Here is a 21,504-nt window from a genome sequence, read left to right on the forward strand (position 1 = left end):
CGGGGGAGCGCGGAACGGGAGCGTGGAATTCGACGCCTCCGGTTCCCGTTAGCATGGGCATCCGCACCGATCAAGGCCATTGGGGAAGGTGTCATGACTGCAAACGTCGACGGAGTGCCCGAGAAGTTCGCGACGCTCGGGCTGACATACGACGACGTGCTGCTGCTGCCCGGCGCCTCGGAAGTCCTCCCGAACCAGGTGGACACCACGTCCCTGGTCTCCCGGAACGTCAGGGTGAATCTGCCCCTGCTCTCCGCCGCGATGGACAAGGTCACCGAGGCCCGTATGGCGATCGCCATGGCACGGCAGGGCGGTGTCGGTGTGCTGCACCGCAATCTCTCCATCGCCGACCAGGCCAACCAGGTCGACCTCGTGAAGCGCTCCGAGTCCGGCATGGTCACCGACCCGATCACGGTCCGCCCCGACGCGACGCTCGGCGAGGCGGACGAACTGTGCGCCAAGTTCCGCATCAGCGGCGTCCCGGTCACCGACGCCGCGGGCAAGCTCCTGGGCATCGTCACCAACCGCGACATGGCCTTCGAGTCGGACCGCGCCCGCCAGGTGCGCGAGGTCATGACCCCGATGCCGCTGGTCACCGGCAAGGTCGGCATCTCCGGCGTGGACGCCATGGAGCTGCTGCGCCGCCACAAGATCGAGAAGCTGCCGCTGGTCGACGACAAGGGCGTCCTCAAGGGCCTCATCACCGTCAAGGACTTCGTCAAGGCCGAGAAGTACCCGAACGCGGCCAAGGACGCCGAGGGCAGGCTGCTCGTCGGCGCGGCCGTCGGCGCCAGCCCCGAGGCGCTGGAGCGGTCCCAGGCGCTGGTGGCGGCCGGGGTCGACTTCCTCGTCGTGGACACCTCGCACGGGCACAACAGCAACGCGCTGAGCTGGATGTCCAAGATCAAGTCGAGCGTTCCGGTGGATGTCATCGGCGGGAACGTGGCCACCCGGGACGGCGCCCAGGCGCTGATCGACGCCGGTGTGGACGGCGTGAAGGTCGGCGTCGGACCCGGCTCGATCTGTACGACACGGGTGGTCGCCGGCATCGGCGTCCCCCAGGTCACGGCGATCTACGAGGCCGGAGTGGTCTGCCAGGCGGCGGGCGTCCCGGTCATCGGCGACGGCGGCCTCCAGTACTCGGGCGACATCGGCAAGGCTCTCGCGGCCGGCGCGTCCACGGTGATGCTCGGCAGCCTCCTCGCGGGCTGCGAGGAGTCGCCGGGTGAGCTTCAGTTCATCAACGGCAAGCAGTTCAAGTCGTACCGCGGGATGGGCTCGCTCGGCGCGATGCAGTCGCGCGGCCAGGGCCGTTCGTACTCGAAGGACCGTTACTTCCAGGGCGAGGTGTCCTCGGACGACAAGCTGGTCCCCGAGGGCATCGAGGGCCAGGTGCCGTACCGTGGCCCGCTGAGCGCCGTACTGCACCAGCTCATCGGCGGCCTGCGACAGACCATGGGCTATGTGGGCGCGGCCTCCATCGACGAGATGGAGCGCAAGGGCCGGTTCGTCCGGATCACGGCGGCGGGGCTCAAGGAGAGCCACCCGCACGACATCCAGATGACGGTCGAGGCGCCCAACTACACCGGTCGCTGACGACCCGCGCTTCGGTGAGGGGCGGTCCCGTTCGTTCCGGGACCGCCCCTCACCGGTGTGCCGGGCCGGGTCGGGGATACTGAAGCCGCAGACGTAGAGGAAAGGCCACACATCGTGACTGAGATCGAGATCGGCCGCGGCAAGCGCGGACGCCGGGCGTACGCCTTCGACGACATCGCCGTCGTCCCCAGCCGGCGCACCCGCGACCCGAAGGAGGTCTCGATCGCCTGGCAGATCGACGCCTACCGCTTCGAGCTGCCGTTCCTGGCCGCCCCCATGGACTCCGTGGTCTCGCCGAGCACGGCGATCCGCATCGGCGAGCTGGGCGGTCTCGGCGTGCTCAACCTCGAAGGTCTGTGGACCCGTTACGAGGACCCGCAGCCGCTTCTTGACGAGATCGCCGAGCTGGACGAGGCGACCGCCAACCGCAGGCTCCAGGAGATCTACGCCGCGCCGATCCAGGAGGAGCTGATCGGGCGGCGCATCAAGGAGGTGCGCGACTCGGGCGTGGTCACGGCCGCCGCGCTCTCCCCGCAGCGCACCGCGCAGTTCTCCAAGGCGGTCGTGGACGCCGGTGTCGACATCTTCGTCATCCGGGGCACCACGGTCTCCGCCGAGCATGTCTCGGGCGCCGCCGAGCCGCTGAACCTGAAGCAGTTCATCTACGAGCTGGACGTCCCGGTCATCGTCGGCGGCTGCGCCACGTACACCGCGTCCCTGCACCTGATGCGCACCGGCGCCGCCGGTGTGCTGGTGGGCTTCGGCGGCGGGGCCGCGCACACCACCCGTAACGTGCTGGGCATCCAGGTGCCGATGGCGACGGCGGTCGCGGACGTGGCCGCCGCCCGGCGCGACTACATGGACGAGTCCGGCGGCCGGTATGTGCATGTGATCGCCGACGGCGGTGTGGGCTGGTCCGGCGACCTGCCCAAGGCCGTGGCGTGCGGGGCCGACGCGGTGATGATGGGCTCCCCGCTGGCGCGGGCGAGCGACGCGCCGGGCAAGGGGCACCACTGGGGCATGGAGGCCGTCCACGAGGACGTGCCGCGTGGCAAGTTGGTGGACCTGGGCATCGTCGGGACGACGGAGGAGGTCCTGACCGGACCCTCGCACAGCCCGGACGGTTCGATGAACTTCTTCGGCGCGCTCAAGAGGGCGATGGCGACGACCGGTTACAGCGAACTCAAGGAGTTCCAGCGCGTCGAGGTGACGGTCGCGGACTCGCAGCACAGCCGCTGACCGTCTCTCCGCACGCGTGGCGACGGGCGGGTGGCCCGGACCGTACGCGGTCCGGGCCGTACCGGTTCGGGCTGTACGCGGTCCGGGCCGTTTTCCGTGGTCGGTAGAGTGCGCGCGTGGTGAACCAACGCGAGCAGATCCTCGCCGAACTCGGCGTCAAGACGACCATCGTGCCCAAGGTCGAGATCCGGCGACGGATCGACTTCCTCAAGGACTATCTGCGCTCGACCCCGGCGACCGGCTATGTGCTCGGGATCAGCGGCGGCCAGGACAGTACGCTGGCCGGCCGGCTGTGCCAGCTGGCGAGTGAGGAGCTGCGCGCGGAGGGGCGCGAGTGCGTCTTCGTCGCGGTGCGGCTGCCCTACGGCGTACAGGCCGACGAGCACGACGCGCAGATCGCGCTGGAGTTCGTCCGGCCCGACCGGTCGATCGCGGTGAACGTCAAGCCGAGCGCGGACGCCGTCGCCGCCGAGTCGGCCCTCGGGCTGCGGGAGCTGCTGGGTGACGAGCCCCGGCTGCGGGATTTCGTACGCGGCAACATAAAGGCCCGCGAGCGCATGGTGATCCAGTACTCGATCGCCGGGCAGCTCGGGCTGCTGGTCGTGGGGACCGACCACGCGGCGGAGGCGGTGACCGGCTTCTTCACCAAGTACGGCGACGGAGGCGTGGACATCACCCCGCTGACTGGGCTGACGAAGCGTCAGGGTGCCGCGCTGCTGCGGGAGTTGGGCTCACCGGCCAGTGTCTGGGAGAAGGTGCCGACCGCCGACCTGGAGGACGAGAGGCCCGCGCTGCCGGACGAGGAGGCGCTCGGTCTCACGTACGCCCAGATCGACGACTATCTGGAAGGCGCCGACGTCACGCCGGAGCTGGCGGCGCGGGTGGAGTCGGTGTTCCTCGCGACCCGCCACAAGCGCACCGTCCCCGTCACACCGCTCGACGACTGGTGGCGGCCCTGACCGTGCGTGGTCCTGATCGCGCGTGGCCTTGACCGTGCGTGGCCCTGACCGTGCGTGGCCCGTGTGGGCCACGCACGATCGCACGATCAGGTCGTGGCGTCAGGCCTTCTTCGCGCCCGAGAACGCCGCGAACGCGGCCAGGGCGAGGAAGAGGAACGTCATCACGTCCTTGCTCGCGTTCCACGCGTCGGTCAGCAGGCTGAAGTTGTCGAACAGCATCTCCGTCACCGGCACGCCGAACTCGTCGGCCGCGATGATCGCGATGCCGAAGATCTGCCCCAGATAGACGGCGGCCAGCGCGAGGACGGCGCTGACCACGCCGAGGATCGGGTTACGCCCGCCGACCTTGCCCGCGACCCAGCCGATGACGAAGCCGACGCCGAGCGCGGCGAAACTGATCTCGCTCTCGATGGCACCGGCGATGCCGCCGTAGATCGCGGCGGCGGCGATCGCGGTGCCCGCCGCGGCGGCCAGACCGAGGCCCAGGGCGTCACGGACCGGCGGGGCCGGCGGCGCGGGCGCGAACGGGTTGCCGGGGCCGCCGGCGAACGGGTTGCCCGAGCCGGGCGGGACGGGGCCGCCGGGGTTGTTGGCGTACGGGTTGCCGGGAGGTGGAACGGACTGGCTCATGTGAAGGATCCCCCAAGGAAAGCCCGCACCGTTGTGCGAGCGCCCTGGACCATAGCAGTCGGCTACGACACCCTCGTAGGCAATTGCCGGACCACGAGGGGCCGGTGGGCCGCCGCGTCAGAGCCGGTACGCCGCGCCCGCGGGGCTCGCCCCCCGGGTGTCGAGCAGCAACTGGGCCTTAACGGCGAGACCTTGGAGGTCGTACGTACGGTGGTGCTGGAGCAGCACCGTCAGATCCGCGTGCGCGGCGGCCTCGTAAAGAGAGTCGGCGCGCGGGACCGGCTGATCGCGTACGCGCCAGTCGGGGACGTACGGATCGTGGTAGCTGACGGTCGCGCCCAGGTCCGTCAGCCGGCAGGCGATCTCAGTGGCCGGTGAGCTCTCCTGGTCGGCGTGGTCCGGCTTGTAGGTGACGCCGAGCAGCAGGACGCGGGCGCCCCGCGCGGACTTGCCGTGCTCGTTGAGCAGCGCGGCGCAGCGCTGGATCACGTACTGCGGCATACGTGTGTTGATCTCCTGGGCGAGGCCGACCATCCGCAGCGGATGGCCGGGCGTACGGCCCGCGTGCGGGAGATAGCTGGGGTCCATGGGGACGCCGTGGCCGCCCACGCCGGGGCCGGGGCGGAACGCCTGGAAGCCGAACGGCTTGGTCTCGGCGCACCGGATGACGTCCCAGAGGTCGACGCCGAGGTCGTGGCAGAGCACGGCCATCTCGTTGACCAGGGCGATGTTGACGTGCCGGAAGTTGGTTTCGAGGAGCTTGACGGTCTCGGCCTCGCGCGGTCCGCGCGCGCGGACCACCTTGTCGGTGAGGCGTCCGTAGAAGGCGGCTGCCGATTCGGTGCAGGCGGGGGTGAGTCCGCCGATCACCTTGGGGGTGTTGGTGAGGCCGTGGGCACGGCGGCCGGGGTCGAGACGGCCGGGGGAGTACGCGAGGTGGAAGTCGCGCCCGGCGCGCAGGCCCGAGCCCTCCTCCAGGATCCCGCGCAGGAATCCTTCCGTGGTGCCGGGGCCCGCCGGTGATTCGAGCAGCACCGTGGTGTGCGGGCGCAGCCGGGCGGCGAGGGCGCGGGCGGCCTCGCCGACGGCGGTGAGGTCGAGGGTGCGGTCGGGGCCGAGCGGGGTAGGCGCGCAGATGACAGCGGTACGGACCCGGCCCAGCTCGGTCGGATTGGTGGTGGGCCGGAAGCCGCCGGAGAGCATGCGGCGCACGTCGGAGGCGGTGAGCGAGCCGTCGACCGGGGTGCGGCCCGCCGCCAGTTCGGCGACGGGCCGTGGATCGGAGTCGTAGCCGATCGTCTCGATGCCGGCGGCCACGGCGGCCTGGGCGAGGGGGAGGCCGAGATGGCCGAGTCCGATGACGGCGAGGTCTGCGGGCATGTGGGCCGTCCTTTCCCATAACCGGAGGGGACAGAGGGCGCAACCCCTGTGGACAGAACGAGCGAGCGCAATGTCAGACTAGGCGTAAATATGACCGATATGCGTCATTACATGGCCGGACATGGAGTGACATGTCGGCGGATTTGACAGGTGCGAACCGCTCTTCAACCGGTGTTGTCCACAGCCGGTGGCTGAAGTCGGTGAGTGCGGACAGAATCGAAGTGCCCGAACAACACGGGGGCGCGACGGGAGGCAGCGGTGAGGACAGCGACACTGGGACCGGAGGAGCGCGCCACGGCTCTGGCGGAGATGGCCGAGCGTGAACTTGACGTGTTGGTCGTGGGCGCGGGCGTGGTCGGCGCCGGTACCGCGCTCGACGCCGTCACGCGCGGACTCTCGACCGGCCTCGTGGAGGCGCGTGACTGGGCCTCCGGCACATCGAGCCGGTCGAGCAAGCTGATCCACGGCGGGCTGCGTTATCTGGAGATGCTCGACTTCGGGCTCGTCAGGGAGGCGCTCAAGGAGCGCGGCCTGCTGCTGGAGCGGCTGGCGCCCCATCTGGTCAAGCCGGTGCCGTTCCTCTATCCCTTGCAGCACAAGGGCTGGGAGCGGCTCTACGCCGGATCGGGCGTCGCGCTGTACGACGCGATGTCGTTCTCGTCGGGCCACGGCCGGGGCCTGCCGACGCACCGGCATCTCTCCCGGCGGCACGCGCTGCGCGTGGCGCCCGCGCTCAAGAAGGACGCCCTGGTCGGCGCCCTTCAGTACTACGACGCGCAGATGGACGACGCGCGCTATGTCGCCACCTTGGTGCGTACGGCCGCGAGCTACGGCGCGCAGGTCGCCAGCAGGGCCCGCGTCGTCGGCTTCCTGCGCGAGGGCGAGCGGGTCGTCGGTGCGCGCGTGCGGGACGTGGACGGCGCCGGGGAGTACGAGATCCGGGCGAAGCAGATCGTCAACGCGACCGGGGTGTGGACGGACGACACCCAGGCGCTGATCGGCGAGCGCGGACAGTTCCACGTCCGGGCCTCGAAGGGCATCCACCTGGTCGTCCCCAAGGACCGCATCCACTCCTCGACCGGACTGATCCTGCGGACCGAGAAGTCGGTGCTCTTCGTCATCCCGTGGGGCAGGCACTGGATCGTGGGCACCACCGACACCGACTGGGACCTCGACAAGGCACACCCGGCCGCCTCCAGCGCCGACATCGACTATCTCCTCGAACACGTCAACTCGGTTCTCGCCGTACCACTGACGCGTGACGACGTGGAGGGGGTGTACGCGGGACTGCGCCCGCTGCTGGCCGGCGAGTCCGACGCGACGAGCAAGCTGTCGCGCGAGCACACCGTGGCGCATCCGGTGCCGGGCATGGTCGTCGTGGCGGGCGGCAAGTACACGACGTACCGGGTCATGGCCAAGGACGCGGTGGACGAGGCGGTGCACGGTCTCGACCAGCGGGTGGCGGCCTGCGTGACGGAGGACACCCCGCTGCTCGGCGCCGAGGGCTACCGGGCCCTGTGGAACGCGCGCGCGGGGATCGCCGCGCGGACCGGGCTGCACGTGGTGCGTGTGGAACATCTGCTCAACCGCTACGGGGCGCTGGTCGAGGAGCTGCTGGAGCTGATCGCCGCCGACCCCGGCCTCGGCGAACCGCTGGGCGCGGCCGAGGACTACCTGCGCGCCGAGATCGTGTACGCGGCGTCCCACGAAGGCGCGCGCCATCTCGACGACGTCCTGACGAGGCGGACGCGCATCTCGATCGAGACCTTCGACCGGGGCACGCGCAGCGCGCAGGAGTGCGCGGAGCTGATGGCGCCGGTGCTCGGCTGGGACAAGGACCAGATCGAGAAGGAGGTCGAGCACTACCGCAAGCGGGTGGAGGCGGAGCGCGAGTCGCAGCGCCAGCCGGACGACCTGACGGCGGACGCGGCGCGGCTCGGGGCGCCGGACATCGTGCCGCTGTAAGCGGGACGCCGAGAGCGGTCGGAGTCCGGCTGCGGGGTTTCCGAGGTGAGTTGAGGCGGATGGGGCGTCCGGTGCGTCCCGTTACGGGATTGTGCTGGGCGCGTCTGTTCGATCCCCGAACAGGCTCATGACCAGCGACGAGGTCCGCCGCACCCCGCCCAACGGCCCCGCGCCGGGCTCCGCTTGGGCTGCCGTACCGGCGGATGGCGGACCCGGGAGCATCGCATGCGCCGGAGTGAGGGACAATGGAGCCTCTGTCAGGGCGCGTTACTGCGCCGCGCGCGGGCAGGCGTCTGGCGCGGGACATGAGGGATCGCAGAGGGGACGCATGGCGGAGGCGGAGCAGTCGCGGGACACGGCGCGGGACCCCGAGAAGGACACGGACGACACCGAGCGCGAGGACGGCACGAGCCCTGAGGGGCGCCTCCTCGCCCGACGGTACCGGCTCGGTGAGGTGCTCGGCCGCGGTGGAATGGGCACGGTCTGGCGGGCCGTGGACGAGACCCTGGGGCGTACGGTCGCCGTCAAGGAACTGCGCTTCCCCACCAGCATCGACGAGGACGAGAAGCGTCGCCTGATCACGCGCACGCTGCGCGAGGCCAAGGCGATCGCCCGTATCCGTAACAACGGCGCGGTGACGGTCTACGACGTCGTGGACGAGGACGACCGGCCGTGGATCGTCATGGAGCTGATCGAGGGCAAGTCCCTCGCCGAGGTCGTACGCGAGGACGGGATCCTCACCCCGAAGCGTGCCGCCGAGGTCGGGCTCGCCGTCCTCGACGTGCTGCGCTCGGCGCACCGCGAGGGCATCCTGCACCGGGACGTGAAGCCGTCCAACGTGCTGATCTCCAAGGAGGACGGCCGGGTCGTCCTCACGGACTTCGGCATCGCGCAGGTGGAGGGCGACCCGTCCGTCACCTCGACCGGCATGCTCGTCGGCGCCCCCTCCTACATCTCGCCGGAGCGCGCCCGCGGCAAGAAGCCCGGTCCCGCCGCCGACCTCTGGTCGCTGGGCGGACTGATCTACGCGTCGGTGGAGGGCTGCCCGCCGTACGACAAGGGGTCGGCCATCGCGACCCTCACCGCCGTCATGACCGAACCGCTCGACCCGCCGAAGAACGCGGGCCCGCTGGAAGAGGTCATTTACGGGCTGCTCGCCAAGGACCCGGCGCTGCGGCTCGACGACGCGGGCGCGCGGGCGCTGCTCCAGGACGTCATCGACACCCCCGACGCCTCGGAGCTGCCCGAACCGGCGGCCGACGCGACGCGGGTCGTGGCGCTGCCGCCGATCCCCCCGGAGCCCGCTCCCCGCAGCAAGGGCAAGGCCAGGGAAGCCGCCGCGAGCGGAAGCGTCGCGGGCGCGGCGGGCGCGGGAGCCGGTGCGGGAGCCGCGCGCACGGGCGGCGCCTCGGCCGCATCACCGTCCGCGTCCCCGGCCGCGCCGGCCGGAGGCGCCGCGCGGACCACCGCCACGCGGGCCTCGCTCACGGATGTCGTCCCGCGCCGCACCTTGATGATCATCGCGGGGGTCGTCGTGCTGGCGATCATCGCCGTCGTCCTGGCCGTCGCGCTCAACGGCGACTCGGACGGCACGGCCAAGGGCGACACGGGCAAGGACGACACCGCCGCGTCGGCCGGAGCGAGCGCGGGCGGCGACAGCAAGGACGGCACCGGCGACACGGCGGGCCAGGACAAGCAGCAGGATCCGGCCAAGGGCAGCGGTGACGCCACGCCGTCGGAGGGCTCGTCGTCCGGCAAGGACCCCGGCACGGACAACTCGGGGCCGGGCTCCGGCGACTCGGACTCCGAATCCGGTTCGGGCAGCAAGGGCCTGCCCGACGACTTCAAGACGGTCACGGACAAGCAGTTCCACTTCTCGATGGGGATGCCGGACGACTTCAGGCGGACCGGTACGGCCGGCCAGAGCTCGGGCGGCATCTACAGCGAGAACGGCGAATTCCCCCGTGTCCAGGTCGACTTCAACGCCAAGCCGACGAACGACGCGAAGCGCGCCTGGGAGCAGCTGGAGACCCAGATAAAGGGCAGCCTCGGCAACTACAAGCGCCTGGGCATCAAGTCGGTGGAGTTCAACGGCTATCCGACCGTCGCCGACTGGGAGTTCGAGCGCGACCAGGGCGGTGAGCGGGTACGGGTGCTGAACCGCGGCTTCAAGGTCGACGCCACCCATGGCTACGCGATCATGATCACCTGCAAGGCCGACGAGTGGGACGACGACGACTGCCGGACGCTCCGGGAGACGGCGTACGGCACTTTCAAGCCGACCGACTGAGGGCGGCGGTCCGCGAGCACACGGGGTGACGGGGCGTACGGGACCGGGTTACCGGGAAGGTTAAGCCCTGTCTTGCGGTGACCGGCGGCATATTTGAGTGCGGCCACGTATCGTGAGAACTCGCGGACCGTACGCAGTCACAATGGGCCGGTAAACGACCGGAATTGGCGGTTTCGCGAGGTCTCCGAGGATCCGGAGACCCAGGGACAGCGCGCGTGTGTGGGAGGCGTCGTGGACGACTACGCGGGACGGGTACTCGCCGACCGCTACCGCCTGCCCCTGCCTCCGTCCGACGAGTTCGACCTCGTCGAGACACGTGCGTTCGACACGTACAGCGGGCAGGAAGTCCTCGTCAGGCAAGTGCCGTTGCCGGAGGTCGTGGACGCCGAGATGGTCGACCCGGACGGCGCCGCGGCGACCCGGCGGGTCTCGGGCCGTACGACACGCAGGCCCACGGACCCGGCGGTGCGGCGAGCCATCGAGGCCGCGCAGAGCGCCGCCCAGATCCCCGACCACCCCCGGCTCGACCAGGTCTTCGACGTCTTCGCCGAAGGCGGCTCGCTGTGGATAGTGAGTGAACTGGTCGCGGCCCGGCCGCTGGCCGCCCTCCTCGCGGAGAAGCCGCTCAACCCCTACCGGGCGGCCGAGATCGCCTCGGACGTGCTCACCGCCGTACGGGTGCTGCACGCCCACGGCTGGACCCACCGGAACATCACCATCCGCACGGTGCTCGTCTGCGACGACGGGCGCGTGGTGCTCACCGGTCTCGCCGCCGGGGCGGCCGAGGAGGCGCTCTGCGGCTATATGCCGGTGCCGCCGACGCCCGGAGAGGGCGGCTTCGAGGCCGGTTACCGGCCCGCCGGTGAGATCCCGGGACCGGTGCCGGGCACCGGGCAGGCCCCCGGCCCCGGCATCGCGGGCGGGCAGACATCGGGCGTGCCGGTCGGCGGACCGGGCGCCGTAGGCATCCCCGGCGGGCGGTCGGGCTCCTCCGAGGCGCTGCCCCCGGGCACCGGCGCGCTCGGCGTCCCGGTCGGGCCCGCGTCGCCGGGACGCGCCGCGCTGGAGACGGCCCGCTCGGCGGACGAGCCGTACGGGGACGGCACCTACGGGGACGACAGGTACGGCGACAGGTCCTACGGTGACCGGTCGCAGGATCAAGTCCCCTACGGGACGGACGCGTTCGGCCGGCCCACCGGCCCGGACACCGGCACAGGCACCGGCACCGAAGGCGGACAGGGCGCCGGCCCGGACACCTCCGGCGGCGGTACGGGAGCGGCCCCCGTCGTCCCGTACACCGGCCCGCCCGCCCTCCCGGCCAACCCCTCCCGCAGCGGCCCGGCGGACACCCGCGCCGCGCGCGCCGGAGCCATCGCCGCCTACCGCGCCGGAGCGCGCGCCGCCGCCCGCGTCACCGAGGACCAGCAGCGCGACACCGGCAACCTGCCCGCCCAGCGCCCCGTGCATCTGTCGGACCCCTCGGCCCCCGGCGGCCCTTCGGGTGGAGCCGGTACGGCCGGACCCTCGCAGGGCGAGAACCGCGACCCCGACTGGTGGGCGATGCCGCCCCGCGAGATCGACCCGCCGGGCCACCAGGCGTACGACGGCTCGGGCGCCGGCGCGGAGAACGACTTCGAGGACGACTTCGAGCAGGACGACGACGACCCGCGCCCGCCGCGCCGTGTCCAGCTCGCCGGCACCTGGCACGACGGGCCGTCCGGCGTCGGCGACAGCTCCCGCCCGCTGCCCGCGGGCGGCGGCCACGACCCGTACCACCCCGCGTCCGGCAGCGGGGGCGTACCGGCGCTGCCCCCGGCCGGCGGCACCTCCCCGTATCTCCGCCAGGAAGCCGCGGGCGGCCCCACGGGCGGTGGCGGCGGCGGCCGTTGGGGCACATCGGGCACCAACGACGCCATGCGCGCCGACGCCCAGCGGCAGTCGGCGAACCTGCCCGCCGTCCCCGGAGCCACCGCGCCCGCCGGCCGCTGGGACGAGGTCGTCGCGGGCGCCACGACGCCCGCGTACCGGGGCCCGGCCACGCCGCTCGCCGCCGAACGCGCCCGTCAGGCCCGGATAGCCATCGTCGGCGCCGTCACCGAGCGGTGGGCGCCGGAGCAGGCGGGACCGGTCCACGAGAACTGGCAACTCGCCCCGCCCATCGGCCCGTCCACGGACCTGTGGGCGCTCGGCGCGCTGCTCTACCGCGCCGTCCAGGGCCACGCCCCGTATCCGGAGGAGAGCGCGGCCGAGCTGGTCCAGCTCGTCTGCGCCGAACCGCCCGCCTTCGCCGAGGAGTGCGGCCCGCTGCGCCCCGTGGTCGAGTCGCTGCTCCGTCAGGACCCCACGGAGCGGCCCGACTTCGAGGAGCTGCGCGGCTGGCTGCGCTCGCTGGTGCGCTCGGCGCCCGAGCCCGACGCCGGTCTCGACGTCGTCGCCGTGCCTTCCGTGGACGAGCGGCTGCCCATCGTGCGCCGCAGGGGCGAGCTGGTCCGCAAGCGCCGCTTCCGGGGCCGGGGCGGCAGCGACGGCCGGCACCGCCACAAGAAGGTCAAGGAGCGCAAGGAGAAGGGCGGCGGCAGGTCCTTCGACCAGCAGCGCGCGTCGGCCGCCGAGGCGTACGTGGAGCCCCGCGAGCCCCGCCACGACCCGTCGGAGCACGCCTACCGCGAACGGGACCTCCGGGAACGGGACCACCGCGAGGACGACTTCGGGGACCGGGAGTACCGGGAGCCGCGCGTGCGGTCCGGCGGCGGCGGTGGCGGCTCGCGCGGGCCTCGCTCACTCGGGCGCGTCCTGCTCGTCGTCATCCTGGTGCTGATGATCGCGGCCATCGCCCTCGCCGTGCTGTTCCTGCCGAAGGCCGACGAGGGACAGCAGTCGCGGAACGGCGCGGGATCGAACCCGAGCGCGCCCGCGACACCGCCGGAGCAGAACCCCGACACGACCCCGGACAACGGCGCCGACGAGCCGGAGGACGGCAACTCCTCCACACCGCAGACCTCCGGGGCCCCCGACCTCGCGGCCGGATACGTCCTGCGCAAGGACACCGAGGGCTTCGAGATCGGTGTGGACAAGAGCTGGGAGCGCCGCCCGATCAACGACAGCGGCCAAGTCCGTTACGGGCGGGGCGACTTCACGCTCATCGTGGTGCCGGGCCGGGACACGGTGGCCGACAACGGAGACGATCCGCTCGCCTACCAGCGGGAGAAGCAGCGCGAGCTGCAGCCGTTCCGGGACTCGTCCTGGGCCACCGCGACGGGGCTGCGCCGGATCGACGTCGGCCAACAGCGCATGGCCGAGGGCCAGTACACCTGGCAGAACACCAGCGGCCAGGAGGTCTACGTACGGAATCTCGCCATGATCGTCAAGGGCAGCTATCACATCGTGCAGGTCATCGGCCCGGTGAACGAGAAGGACAAGGTCTCCGAGATCTACCAACAGGCCACCGGCTCCTACCGGATAACCCGCTGACAGCCCGCTGACCACCGGTTACTGACTGGCCGTCAGATCGCACGCGTGTGTCACGGTGAGGTTTCAGGCGCGGGCCCAGGTTCCGTGTGCGCACGTCTGCTCCGTAATCTGTCAGTCCGAGGAACAGGCAGGGGCACGTGGACGATTCAGCGGAAACGCGCGAGGGACTGGTCCTCGCCGGGCGCTACAAGCTGGGCGAGTCAATCGGCAGCGGCGGCATGGGCAAGGTGTGGCGTGCCCACGACGAACTGCTCAACAGGACAGTCGCGGTGAAGGAGTTGACGGCGGCGCTGTACGTCTCGGCCGCCGACCGCGCCGTGCTGCACGCCCGTACGCAGAAAGAGGCCAGGGCCGCCGCCCGGATCAGCCACCCCGCCGTGGTGACGGTCCATGACGTGCTCGACCACGGCGGCCGGCCGTGGATCGTCATGCAGTACGTGGACGGGCCGTCGCTCGCGGAGGCGCTCACCCCCGACCCCATCACGCCACGGGAGGCCGCCCGCATCGGCCTTGAGGTCCTCGCCGCGCTGCGTGCCGCGCACGCGGCCGGGGTGCTGCACCGCGACGTCAAACCCGGCAACGTCCTGCTCGCACAGGACGGCCAGGTGCTGCTCACGGACTTCGGGATCGCCGCCATCGAGGGCGACTCGGCCATCACCCGGACCGGTGAGATCGTCGGCTCCATCGACTACCTGGCGCCCGAGCGGGTGCGCGGCCACGAGCCGGGGCCCGCCTCGGACCTGTGGGCCCTGGGGGCGACGCTGCACACGGCGGTGGAGGGGACCTCGCCGTTCCGCCGTACGTCGGCGGTCGCCACCATGCAGGCGGTGGTCGTCGACGACCCGCCGGAGCCCGTACGCGCGGGGCCGCTCACGCCCGTGATCACCGCCCTGCTCACCAAGGACCCCGAGGCCCGGCCCGACGCCGTCGAGACCGAGCGGATGCTGCGCGACGTGCTCAGCGGGCGCGTGCCGGAGGCGGCGCGGACGACGCAGATGCCGGCGCCGGCGCCGACCCCGCAGTCCCACCCTCAGTCCCACGCCCACGCCCTGCCCCCGCAGACCGGAGCGCCGCACGGGCAGACGCCGCCGCACGCCTATCCGCCGCAGGTGACCGGCCCCGTCCCGTCGGCCGCCGCGAGGGGCCGCCGCTGGCGCACGGTACTCGTCGCGGTCGTCGCCGCCGCGCTCATCGGCGGCGGCGCGGGCCTCGTCGCGCTCAAGGCCGGTGGCGACGACGATCCGGGCACGAGCGCCGGCGCCGACCCGGAGCCGGGCGGCACGTCCGACGACGGCAAGGATCAGAACGGCAACGGGGAACCGAGCAACGGGGAATCCAGCAACGGCGATTCGGGCAACGGCGAATCCGGCGACGGCGATTCGGGCGACGGCGGCAACACCGGCGGAGAGGCCGTCCCGGCCGGGTGGCAGCAGGTCGACGATCCCGCCGGCTTCAGCGTCCTCGTCCCCAAGGGCTGGGAGCGGCGGATGAACGGCGACCAGATCGACTACACACCCGACGACGGCGTCAACTTCCTCCGTATCGCCGTCGACACCTCGCCGGACTTCAAGGACCCGTACCACCACATGATGGACATGGAGAAGAACGTCGACGGCCTGCCCGAGTACCAGCGGATCAACCTGGGTCCCAACACCTTCCGGGGCCAGACCAAGGCCGCGCTCTGGGAGTTCACCTGGACCGAGACGGACGAGAAGCAGGTGTACGTCGGCCCGCGCCGCGCGATCGACCAGATGTTCTTCTCGGAGGACGGCTCGACCGAGTACGCCCTCTACATGTCGGGTCCCGCCGAGGACTGGTCCCGCGCGCAGTTCGACACCATGCTGGGCGGCTGGCGGGCGGGCACCGCGGGTCAGTGAGCGGGGCCGGGCCGATGTCACGGCTCTGCACCCGCTGCCGCCCCCCGGTGGCCATCGCGGTGAGCGGTCCGTAAGGATGTGGTCATGACGAACGACGGGGGACGGGCGAACGAGCCCACCAGCTACGGACTTCAACCGCCGCAGCGGCAGCCGTATCCGCCCCACCAGGGACAGCAGCCGTACCCGCCCCAGGTGCCGCCCCAAGCTCCTCAGGGTGCCCAGCCTCCTCAGGGTGCCCAGCCTCCTCAGGGTGCCCAGGCCCCGCAGAGTGCTCAGGGACCTCAAGGCTCCCCGTACCAGCCCACGCAGGCCGCCGCCCAGCACACGCCGATGGAGCCCGACCCGTCGGTGGGACGCCTGCTGGGCGGCCGTTACCGCCTGGTCTCGCGGCTCGGACACGGCGGCATGGGCACGGTCTGGCTGGCGCACGACGAGATCGTGGACCGCGACGTCGCGGTCAAGGAGCCCCGCGTCCCCGAGCACCTGCGCGAGCACGAGCGCGACACCGTCCACCAGCGGATGCGGCGCGAGGCCAGCTCGGCGGCCAGGATTGACCACCCCGCCGTCGTCACGATGCACGACGTGGTCGTCGAGGACTCCAAGCCGTGGATCGTCATGGAGCTGGTACGCGGCCAGTCGCTCGCCGACCGTCTTCAGGAGGGCACGCTCGACCCGCGCGAGGCCGCGAGGATCGGGCTGCACGTACTCAACGCGCTCAACGCCGCCCACGAGGCGGGTGTGCTGCACCGCGACGTGAAGCCGGACAACGTGCTGCTCGGGCGGGGCGACCGGGTCGTGCTGAGCGACTTCGGCATCGCCCAGGTCGAGGGCCAGCAGGGGCTCACCGAGACCGGCGCCTTCGTCGGCTCACCGGAGTTCATCTCGCCGGAGCGGGTGCTCGGGCAGCGCCCCGGGCCCGAGTCGGACCTCTGGTCGCTGGGCGTCGTGCTGTACGCGGCGGTCGAGGGCATGTCCCCGTACCGCCGCTCGAACATCCCCGCCACGCTCCAGGCCGTGCTCTCGGCCGAGCCGCAGATGCCGGCCCGTGGGTCGGGCGCCTTCGGTACGGTCGTGATGCAGCTCCTGCGCAAGGACCCGGCGGCACGTCCCACCGCCGCCGAGGTGCGCGCGGTGCTGGAGTCGGTGGCGCGTCCGCCGCAGCTCTCCGCCGACGCGACGAACATCTACCGGGCGGCGGCTGCCGGTAACGGCGGCGCGGGCATCGGCCCGGGAGGCGGCGCGGGCGGCGGCAACAAGTGGGTCCCGCCGATCCTGCACCGCAACCGCCCCGCGCAGTTCGGCCTCGGCGGCGGCCTGCTCGCCGTGGTCCTCGCGATCGTGCTGATCTTCTTCAACCCGTTCGCGGCCGAGGGGCTGCCGGAGGGCTGGGGCGTGCGGCCCGAGAAGGAGATCCTGGACGCCGAGATCGCCCTGCCGAAGGACTACCGGCGCTCGCAGGAGAGCGTGACCGAGGAGACCCGGGTCAGCTACGGCGATCCGAGCGGTGTCTTCGGTATCGCCATGGAGCAGGTGCGGCAGTCGCCCGACAACGAGGACGTCCTGCCCGCCGAGCCGGACGCGTTCAAGACGTACTACGAGGACGGCGGCGAGAACGGCACGGAGATCAAGGACGCCAGCTATTCGACGCGGGACTCGTCGTTCGCCGGCTCCGGCAAGGCGTTCGAGAACATCGTCGACTACACGCCCTACAGCGACTCGTCCGACGAGCCGATCCGCTACCGCCTCCACGAGTTGGTCGTCCCGGGCAAGGACGGCGCGCACTGGCGGCTCACCGTCTCGATGCCCGCCCAGGGAGAAGCCGTCAAGGACGGCGAGGAACTCTTCGCGAATGTCGTCAAGCATCTGGTGATCGACAGCGGCAACGTATCCTGAGTGCCTGATCAGGGCTTATGTGCCAGTGATCACTGGCACGATCGTGGCCGGTCGCCCGAGAGCCTGAGGGCGGCCGGCGGTCACCCGGTGAAAAGGTGTTACCGGCGGGTACCCAAAGTCCCGGATGCGGCATACTCTCGCCCTCATGACGGACTCACAGGCCCCCACGACCAACCCCGTGGCTCCGGTGCCCGCCGGTGTCCGCACCGCCGCCGACGTGGTCACGCCCGAAGTGCTCGCCCAGCTCATCAGGGGCGTCGTGGGCTCCGGGCGGACCTCGAACCACACCCCCTCCACGGGTGAGAAGCTCGCCGACCTGCCCGAGTCCACCCCCGAGGACGTCGCCGAGGCGTTCGCCCGCGCCCGCGCCGCGCAGCCCCTCTGGGCCGCCACCTCCGTACGGAAGCGGGCCGCCGTCCTGCTCCGCTTCCACGATCTCCTGCTGGAGCGCCAGGCCGAGGTGCTCGACCTCATCCAGCTGGAGACCGGCAAGGCCAGGCTGCACGCCCACGAAGAGGTCCAGTCCGTGGCCGTCGCCGCCCGCCACTACGGACGCAAGGCACCCGCGTATCTCCGGCCGCGCCGGCACACCGGCGCCGTACCCGTCCTGACCAAGGTCACCGAGCAGCGCCAGCCGCGCGGTGTCGTCGGGCAGATCGCACCCTGGAACTACCCGCTGGAGCTGTCCATCGGCGACGCCCTGCCCGCCTTCGTCGCGGGCAACGCCGTCGTCATGAAGCCCGACACCGAGACCGCGCTCACCGCGCTGTGGGCGCGTGATCTGCTGATCGAGGCCGGGCTGCCTGCCGAGACGTTCCAGGTGGTGCTCGGCGAGGGACCGGTCATCGGACCCGAGGTCGTCGAGCGCGGCGACTACATCTCCTTCACCGGCTCCACGCGCACCGGCCGCGAGGTCGCGCAGCGCGCGGCGAGCCGGCTCGTCGGGGCCTCCCTCGAACTCGGCGGCAAGAACGCCATGCTGGTCCTGCACGACGCCGACATCGAGAAGGCGGCGGCCGGCGCGGTGCGCGCCTGCTTCTCCACCGCCGGCCAACTCTGCATCTCCATCGAGCGGTTGTACGTCCACGAGTCGGTCGCCGACACGTTCACCGAGCGGTTCGTCACCCGTACGAAGGCGATGCGCCTCGGCAGCGCGCTCGCGTACGGGGCGGACATGGGCTCGCTCATCAGCGAGCGCCAGCTCACGACCGTCACCAGCCATGTCGAGGAGGCCGTCGCCAAGGGCGCCACTGTCCTCACGGGCGGCGTGGCGCGGCCCGACATCGGGCCGTACTTCTACGAGCCGACCATCCTGGAGGGCGTCGAGGCGCCGATGTCGGTCTGCACCGAGGAGACCTTCGGGCCCGTGGTCTCCATCTACCGGTTCAGCGACGAGGACGAGGCCGTCGAGCTGGCCAACTCCACGCCTTACGGGCTCAATTCGAGCGTATGGACGCGGGACGGCAGGCGCGGGCACGCGATCGCCGCCCGGCTGCGCACCGGCACCGTCAACATCAACGAGGGCTACGCCCCGGCGTACGGCAGCGTCCAGGCGCCCATGGGCGGCATGAAGGAGTCCGGCCTCGGCCGGCGGCACGGCTCCGAGGGCATTCTCAAATTCACCGAGGTACAGACCGTCGCGCAGCAGCGCGTGCTGCCGATGGCTCCGTCGATGGGCATGGACGACGAGAAGTACGCGGCGTTCATGACCAGGAGCCTGCGCGCGCTCAAGGCCTTCCGGCTGCGCTGATTCCAGCGGATTCGAAGAAGGAGAGTCGATGTCACGGGACACCCATGCCCCCGACCGGGGAGAGCAGGACGGCTACGACTACGACGTCATCGTCGTCGGGTCCGGCTTCGGCGGCGCCGTCTCCGCGCTGCGGCTGACCGAGAAGGGCTACCGCGTCGGTGTCCTCGAAGCCGGCCGCCGCTTCACCCCGGGCAGCCTCCCGAAGAACTCCTGGGACATCAAGAACTATCTGTGGGCCCCGGCCCTCGGCCTCTTCGGCATCCAGCGGGTCCATCTGCTCGGCAATGTCATGGTCCTCGCGGGCGCCGGTGTCGGCGGTGGCTCGCTCAACTACGCGAACACGCTTTACGTGCCGCCCAAGGCGTTCTTCGAGGACAGGCAGTGGGCGGACATCACCGACTGGCAGGCCGAACTCGCCCCTTACTACGACCAGGCGCGGCGCATGCTCGGCGTCCGGCTCAACCCGACCATGACCCCCTCGGACGTCCATCTCAAGGCGACCGCAGAGGCGATGGGGGTGGGCGACACCTTCCATCTGGCGCCGGTGGGCGTCTTCTTCGGCGACGGCCGGGACGCCGACGGCACGGTACGGGCCGAGCCGGGCGCGTCCGTCGGTGACCCGTACTTCGGCGGCGCGGGCCCCTCCCGCACGGCGTGCTCCCAGTGCGGCGAGTGCATGACCGGCTGCCGGCACGGCGCCAAGAACACACTCAACGAGAACTATCTCCACCTCGCCGAACAGGCCGGGGCCGTCATCCGCCCCATGACGACCGTCGTCGACATCACCGAGGACCCGGACGGCGGCCATCGCGTCGCCACCGTCCCCACCCACCGGCGCAAGTCGGCCCCGCGCGTGCTGCGGGCGCGCCAAGTCGTCGTCGCTGCGGGGACGTACGGGACACAGACCCTGCTGCACACCATGAAGGACCGGGGGCGGCTGCCCCGGCTGTCCGACCGGCTCGGTGAGCTGACCCGTACCAACTCCGAGGCCCTGGTGGGCGCCCAGACCACCGACCGGCGCTACCGGAGGAAGCACGGCGCGGGAGGCTCGGGCAGGGCGGACTTCACGCGCGGTGTGGCCATCACCTCGTCCTTCCACCCGGACGCCAACACCCATGTGGAGCCCGTCCGTTACGGCAAGGGCTCCAACGCGATGGGTTCGCTCTCCATCCTCCAGGTCCCCTACAGCGAGAACGGCCGCCGGATCGCGGGCTGGCTCGGCAGGATGGCCACGCACCCTGTCCAGGCGGTCCGTTCACTCTCCTACCGGCACTGGTCGGAGCGGACCATCATCGGTCTGGTGATGCAGTCCGTCGACAACTCGCTGACCACCTACCGCAAGCGGAGCGGCGTCGGGAAAGGCCTGCTGACGGCGCGTCAGGGCCATGGCGCCCCCAACCCCAAGCAGATAGCGGAAGGTACGCGGACGGCGACCCTGCTCGCCGACGAGATCAACGGCTTCGCCGGCTCGAACGTCGGTGAGCTGATCGGCACTCCGCTCACCGCGCACTTCCTCGGCGGCTGCCCGATCGGCGCCGACGCGGAGCGGGGCGTCATCGACCCGTACCACCGGCTGTACGGCCACCCGGGCATCTCGGTGGTCGACGGCGCGGCCGTCTCGGCGAACCTCGGCGTCAATCCGTCGCTCACCATCACCGCGCAGGCCGAGCGCGCGATGTCCTTCTGGCCCAACAAGGGGGAGCGCGACCCGCGTCCGGAGCAGTCGGCGGGGACGGCGTACGTACGGCAGGAGGCGATCGCGCCGAGGTCACCGGCGGTCCCGGCGTCGGCGTTCGGGGCGTTGAAGCTGCCGTTCCTCGGGCTGCCCGCGGTGCCGCCCAAGAAGACGCCGTAAACCCTGGTGGGACGGAACAGCGCAGTGACGGCGGGCAGCAAGGAGGCGCTGCACCCCCCTCCGAGTGCAGCGCCTCCGGACTTGCTCCGGTCATAAGACAAGACCGTTGTGTCGCATGGTGGACGTGTGACCTGGGCAGATGGTTGCGCTCTTCTTCACAGAATCCTCATGTGGTACGCGTCACAGTGCTGGTTCCACCGGGCGGCCGGCCGCGCCCACACGCACGACAAGGGCCCCGCGGGCCCGGTCCGAAGCGAATCGGACGGGCGCCTGCGGGGCCCTTGTCGTCGGCACCGGGGCGTCAGGGCGGCGCGCCGGTGCCGGATCGCGGCGCTGGGGGGGTGAGCGCCGCGAGTTCGGGACGGTGGACGGGTGGGCGAACGGGAGGAGAGGAGCCGGCGGTCGGACGGGTCGGACGGGTCGGGCACGGGGGGATCCGTATCCGTATGCGGTCGGCGCCGGGCGTCCCCGGTGCCGACCGCTCTTGGGGTGACCGGGCATGCTGTCCCCTGCCGACCGGTCACTCGCGCTGGGACGAGGTCCCACGACGCACCATCGGTACGTCACACGCCCCAGCGAAGCCACGCGTGGTTTGTTCG

12 protein-coding genes are annotated in these 21,504 nt (G+C 71.6%); 10 read left to right on the forward strand and 2 right to left on the reverse strand.

Annotated features, from left to right (window positions below; translation table 11 throughout):
* Positions 1-93: 93 nt before the first annotated feature.
* From guaB to nadE, 3 genes are all read left to right on the forward strand, one after another.
* Entirely contained in the window at positions 94-1,596 is a 1,503-nt protein-coding gene (guaB, locus tag ACFYNU_RS18460) for an IMP dehydrogenase (RefSeq protein ID WP_356586904.1), read from the forward strand.
* A gap of 114 nt (positions 1,597-1,710) precedes the next feature.
* A complete protein-coding gene (locus ACFYNU_RS18465) occupies positions 1,711-2,835 on the forward strand; it encodes a GuaB3 family IMP dehydrogenase-related protein (RefSeq protein WP_069625261.1) in 1,125 nt (374 codons plus the stop codon).
* 116 nt (positions 2,836-2,951) lie between these two features.
* Positions 2,952-3,794 (forward strand): ammonia-dependent NAD(+) synthetase, encoded by an 843-nt coding sequence (gene nadE / locus ACFYNU_RS18470; RefSeq protein WP_356586907.1) that lies wholly within the window; start codon positions 2,952-2,954, stop codon positions 3,792-3,794.
* A gap of 99 nt (positions 3,795-3,893) precedes the next feature.
* On the opposite strand, the gene ACFYNU_RS18475 is transcribed toward nadE, so the two are convergent.
* Complete coding sequence (locus tag ACFYNU_RS18475; protein WP_356586909.1) at positions 3,894-4,424, reverse strand: hypothetical protein; 531 nt, start codon at positions 4,422-4,424, stop codon at positions 3,894-3,896.
* 117 nt (positions 4,425-4,541) lie between these two features.
* On the reverse strand, positions 4,542-5,804 hold the full coding sequence (locus ACFYNU_RS18480) for a nucleotide sugar dehydrogenase (RefSeq protein ID WP_356586911.1): 1,263 nt from the start codon (positions 5,802-5,804) through the stop codon (positions 4,542-4,544).
* 258 nt (positions 5,805-6,062) lie between these two features.
* Between ACFYNU_RS18480 and ACFYNU_RS18485 the strand changes: the two genes are divergently transcribed.
* From ACFYNU_RS18485 to ACFYNU_RS18515, 7 genes are all read left to right on the forward strand, one after another.
* Positions 6,063-7,769: a glycerol-3-phosphate dehydrogenase/oxidase gene (locus ACFYNU_RS18485; RefSeq protein WP_356586913.1), complete on the forward strand. Its 1,707-nt coding sequence runs from the start codon at positions 6,063-6,065 to the stop codon at positions 7,767-7,769.
* 328 nt (positions 7,770-8,097) lie between these two features.
* Complete coding sequence (locus ACFYNU_RS18490) at positions 8,098-10,059, forward strand: serine/threonine-protein kinase (protein WP_356586915.1); 1,962 nt, start codon at positions 8,098-8,100, stop codon at positions 10,057-10,059.
* Between the two features lie 231 nt (positions 10,060-10,290).
* The gene (locus tag ACFYNU_RS18495; RefSeq protein ID WP_356586917.1) at positions 10,291-13,530 is read left to right on the forward strand and encodes a protein kinase; all 3,240 of its coding nucleotides are present in this window, start codon (positions 10,291-10,293) and stop codon (positions 13,528-13,530) included.
* A 137-nt stretch (positions 13,531-13,667) separates the two neighbouring features.
* Positions 13,668-15,407 (forward strand): protein kinase, encoded by a 1,740-nt coding sequence (locus ACFYNU_RS18500; RefSeq protein WP_356586919.1) that lies wholly within the window; start codon positions 13,668-13,670, stop codon positions 15,405-15,407.
* A gap of 84 nt (positions 15,408-15,491) precedes the next feature.
* Entirely contained in the window at positions 15,492-17,300 is a 1,809-nt protein-coding gene (locus tag ACFYNU_RS18505; RefSeq protein WP_356586921.1) for a serine/threonine-protein kinase, read from the forward strand.
* 145 nt (positions 17,301-17,445) lie between these two features.
* Entirely contained in the window at positions 17,446-19,050 is a 1,605-nt protein-coding gene (locus ACFYNU_RS18510) for a succinic semialdehyde dehydrogenase (RefSeq protein ID WP_356586923.1), read from the forward strand.
* A gap of 28 nt (positions 19,051-19,078) precedes the next feature.
* Positions 19,079-20,905 carry a GMC family oxidoreductase gene (locus tag ACFYNU_RS18515; RefSeq protein WP_356586925.1) on the forward strand — a complete coding sequence of 609 codons (1,827 nt, stop codon included), beginning with the start codon at positions 19,079-19,081 and terminating at the stop codon, positions 20,903-20,905.
* The last annotated feature ends 599 nt before the right edge of the window (positions 20,906-21,504 follow it).

The sequence above is a fragment of the Streptomyces sp. NPDC006643 genome (genome assembly GCF_042870175.1).
In the GTDB taxonomy this organism is placed as follows: Bacteria; Actinomycetota; Actinomycetes; order Streptomycetales; family Streptomycetaceae; genus Streptomyces.

What these genes read in the sequence shown, in the direction of transcription:
- guaB (WP_356586904.1), top strand. Translation starts at nt 94, where the DNA reads ATGACTGCAAACGTCGACGGAGTGCCCGAGAAGTTCGCGACGCTCGGG.
- ACFYNU_RS18475 (WP_356586909.1), bottom strand. Translation starts at nt 4,424, where the DNA reads ATGAGCCAGTCCGTTCCACCTCCCGGCAACCCGTACGCCAACAACCCC.
- ACFYNU_RS18480 (WP_356586911.1), bottom strand. Translation starts at nt 5,804, where the DNA reads ATGCCCGCAGACCTCGCCGTCATCGGACTCGGCCATCTCGGCCTCCCC.
- ACFYNU_RS18490 (WP_356586915.1), top strand. Translation starts at nt 8,098, where the DNA reads ATGGCGGAGGCGGAGCAGTCGCGGGACACGGCGCGGGACCCCGAGAAG.
- ACFYNU_RS18505 (WP_356586921.1), top strand. Translation starts at nt 15,492, where the DNA reads ATGACGAACGACGGGGGACGGGCGAACGAGCCCACCAGCTACGGACTT.
- ACFYNU_RS18510 (WP_356586923.1), top strand. Translation starts at nt 17,446, where the DNA reads ATGACGGACTCACAGGCCCCCACGACCAACCCCGTGGCTCCGGTGCCC.
- ACFYNU_RS18515 (WP_356586925.1), top strand. Translation starts at nt 19,079, where the DNA reads ATGTCACGGGACACCCATGCCCCCGACCGGGGAGAGCAGGACGGCTAC.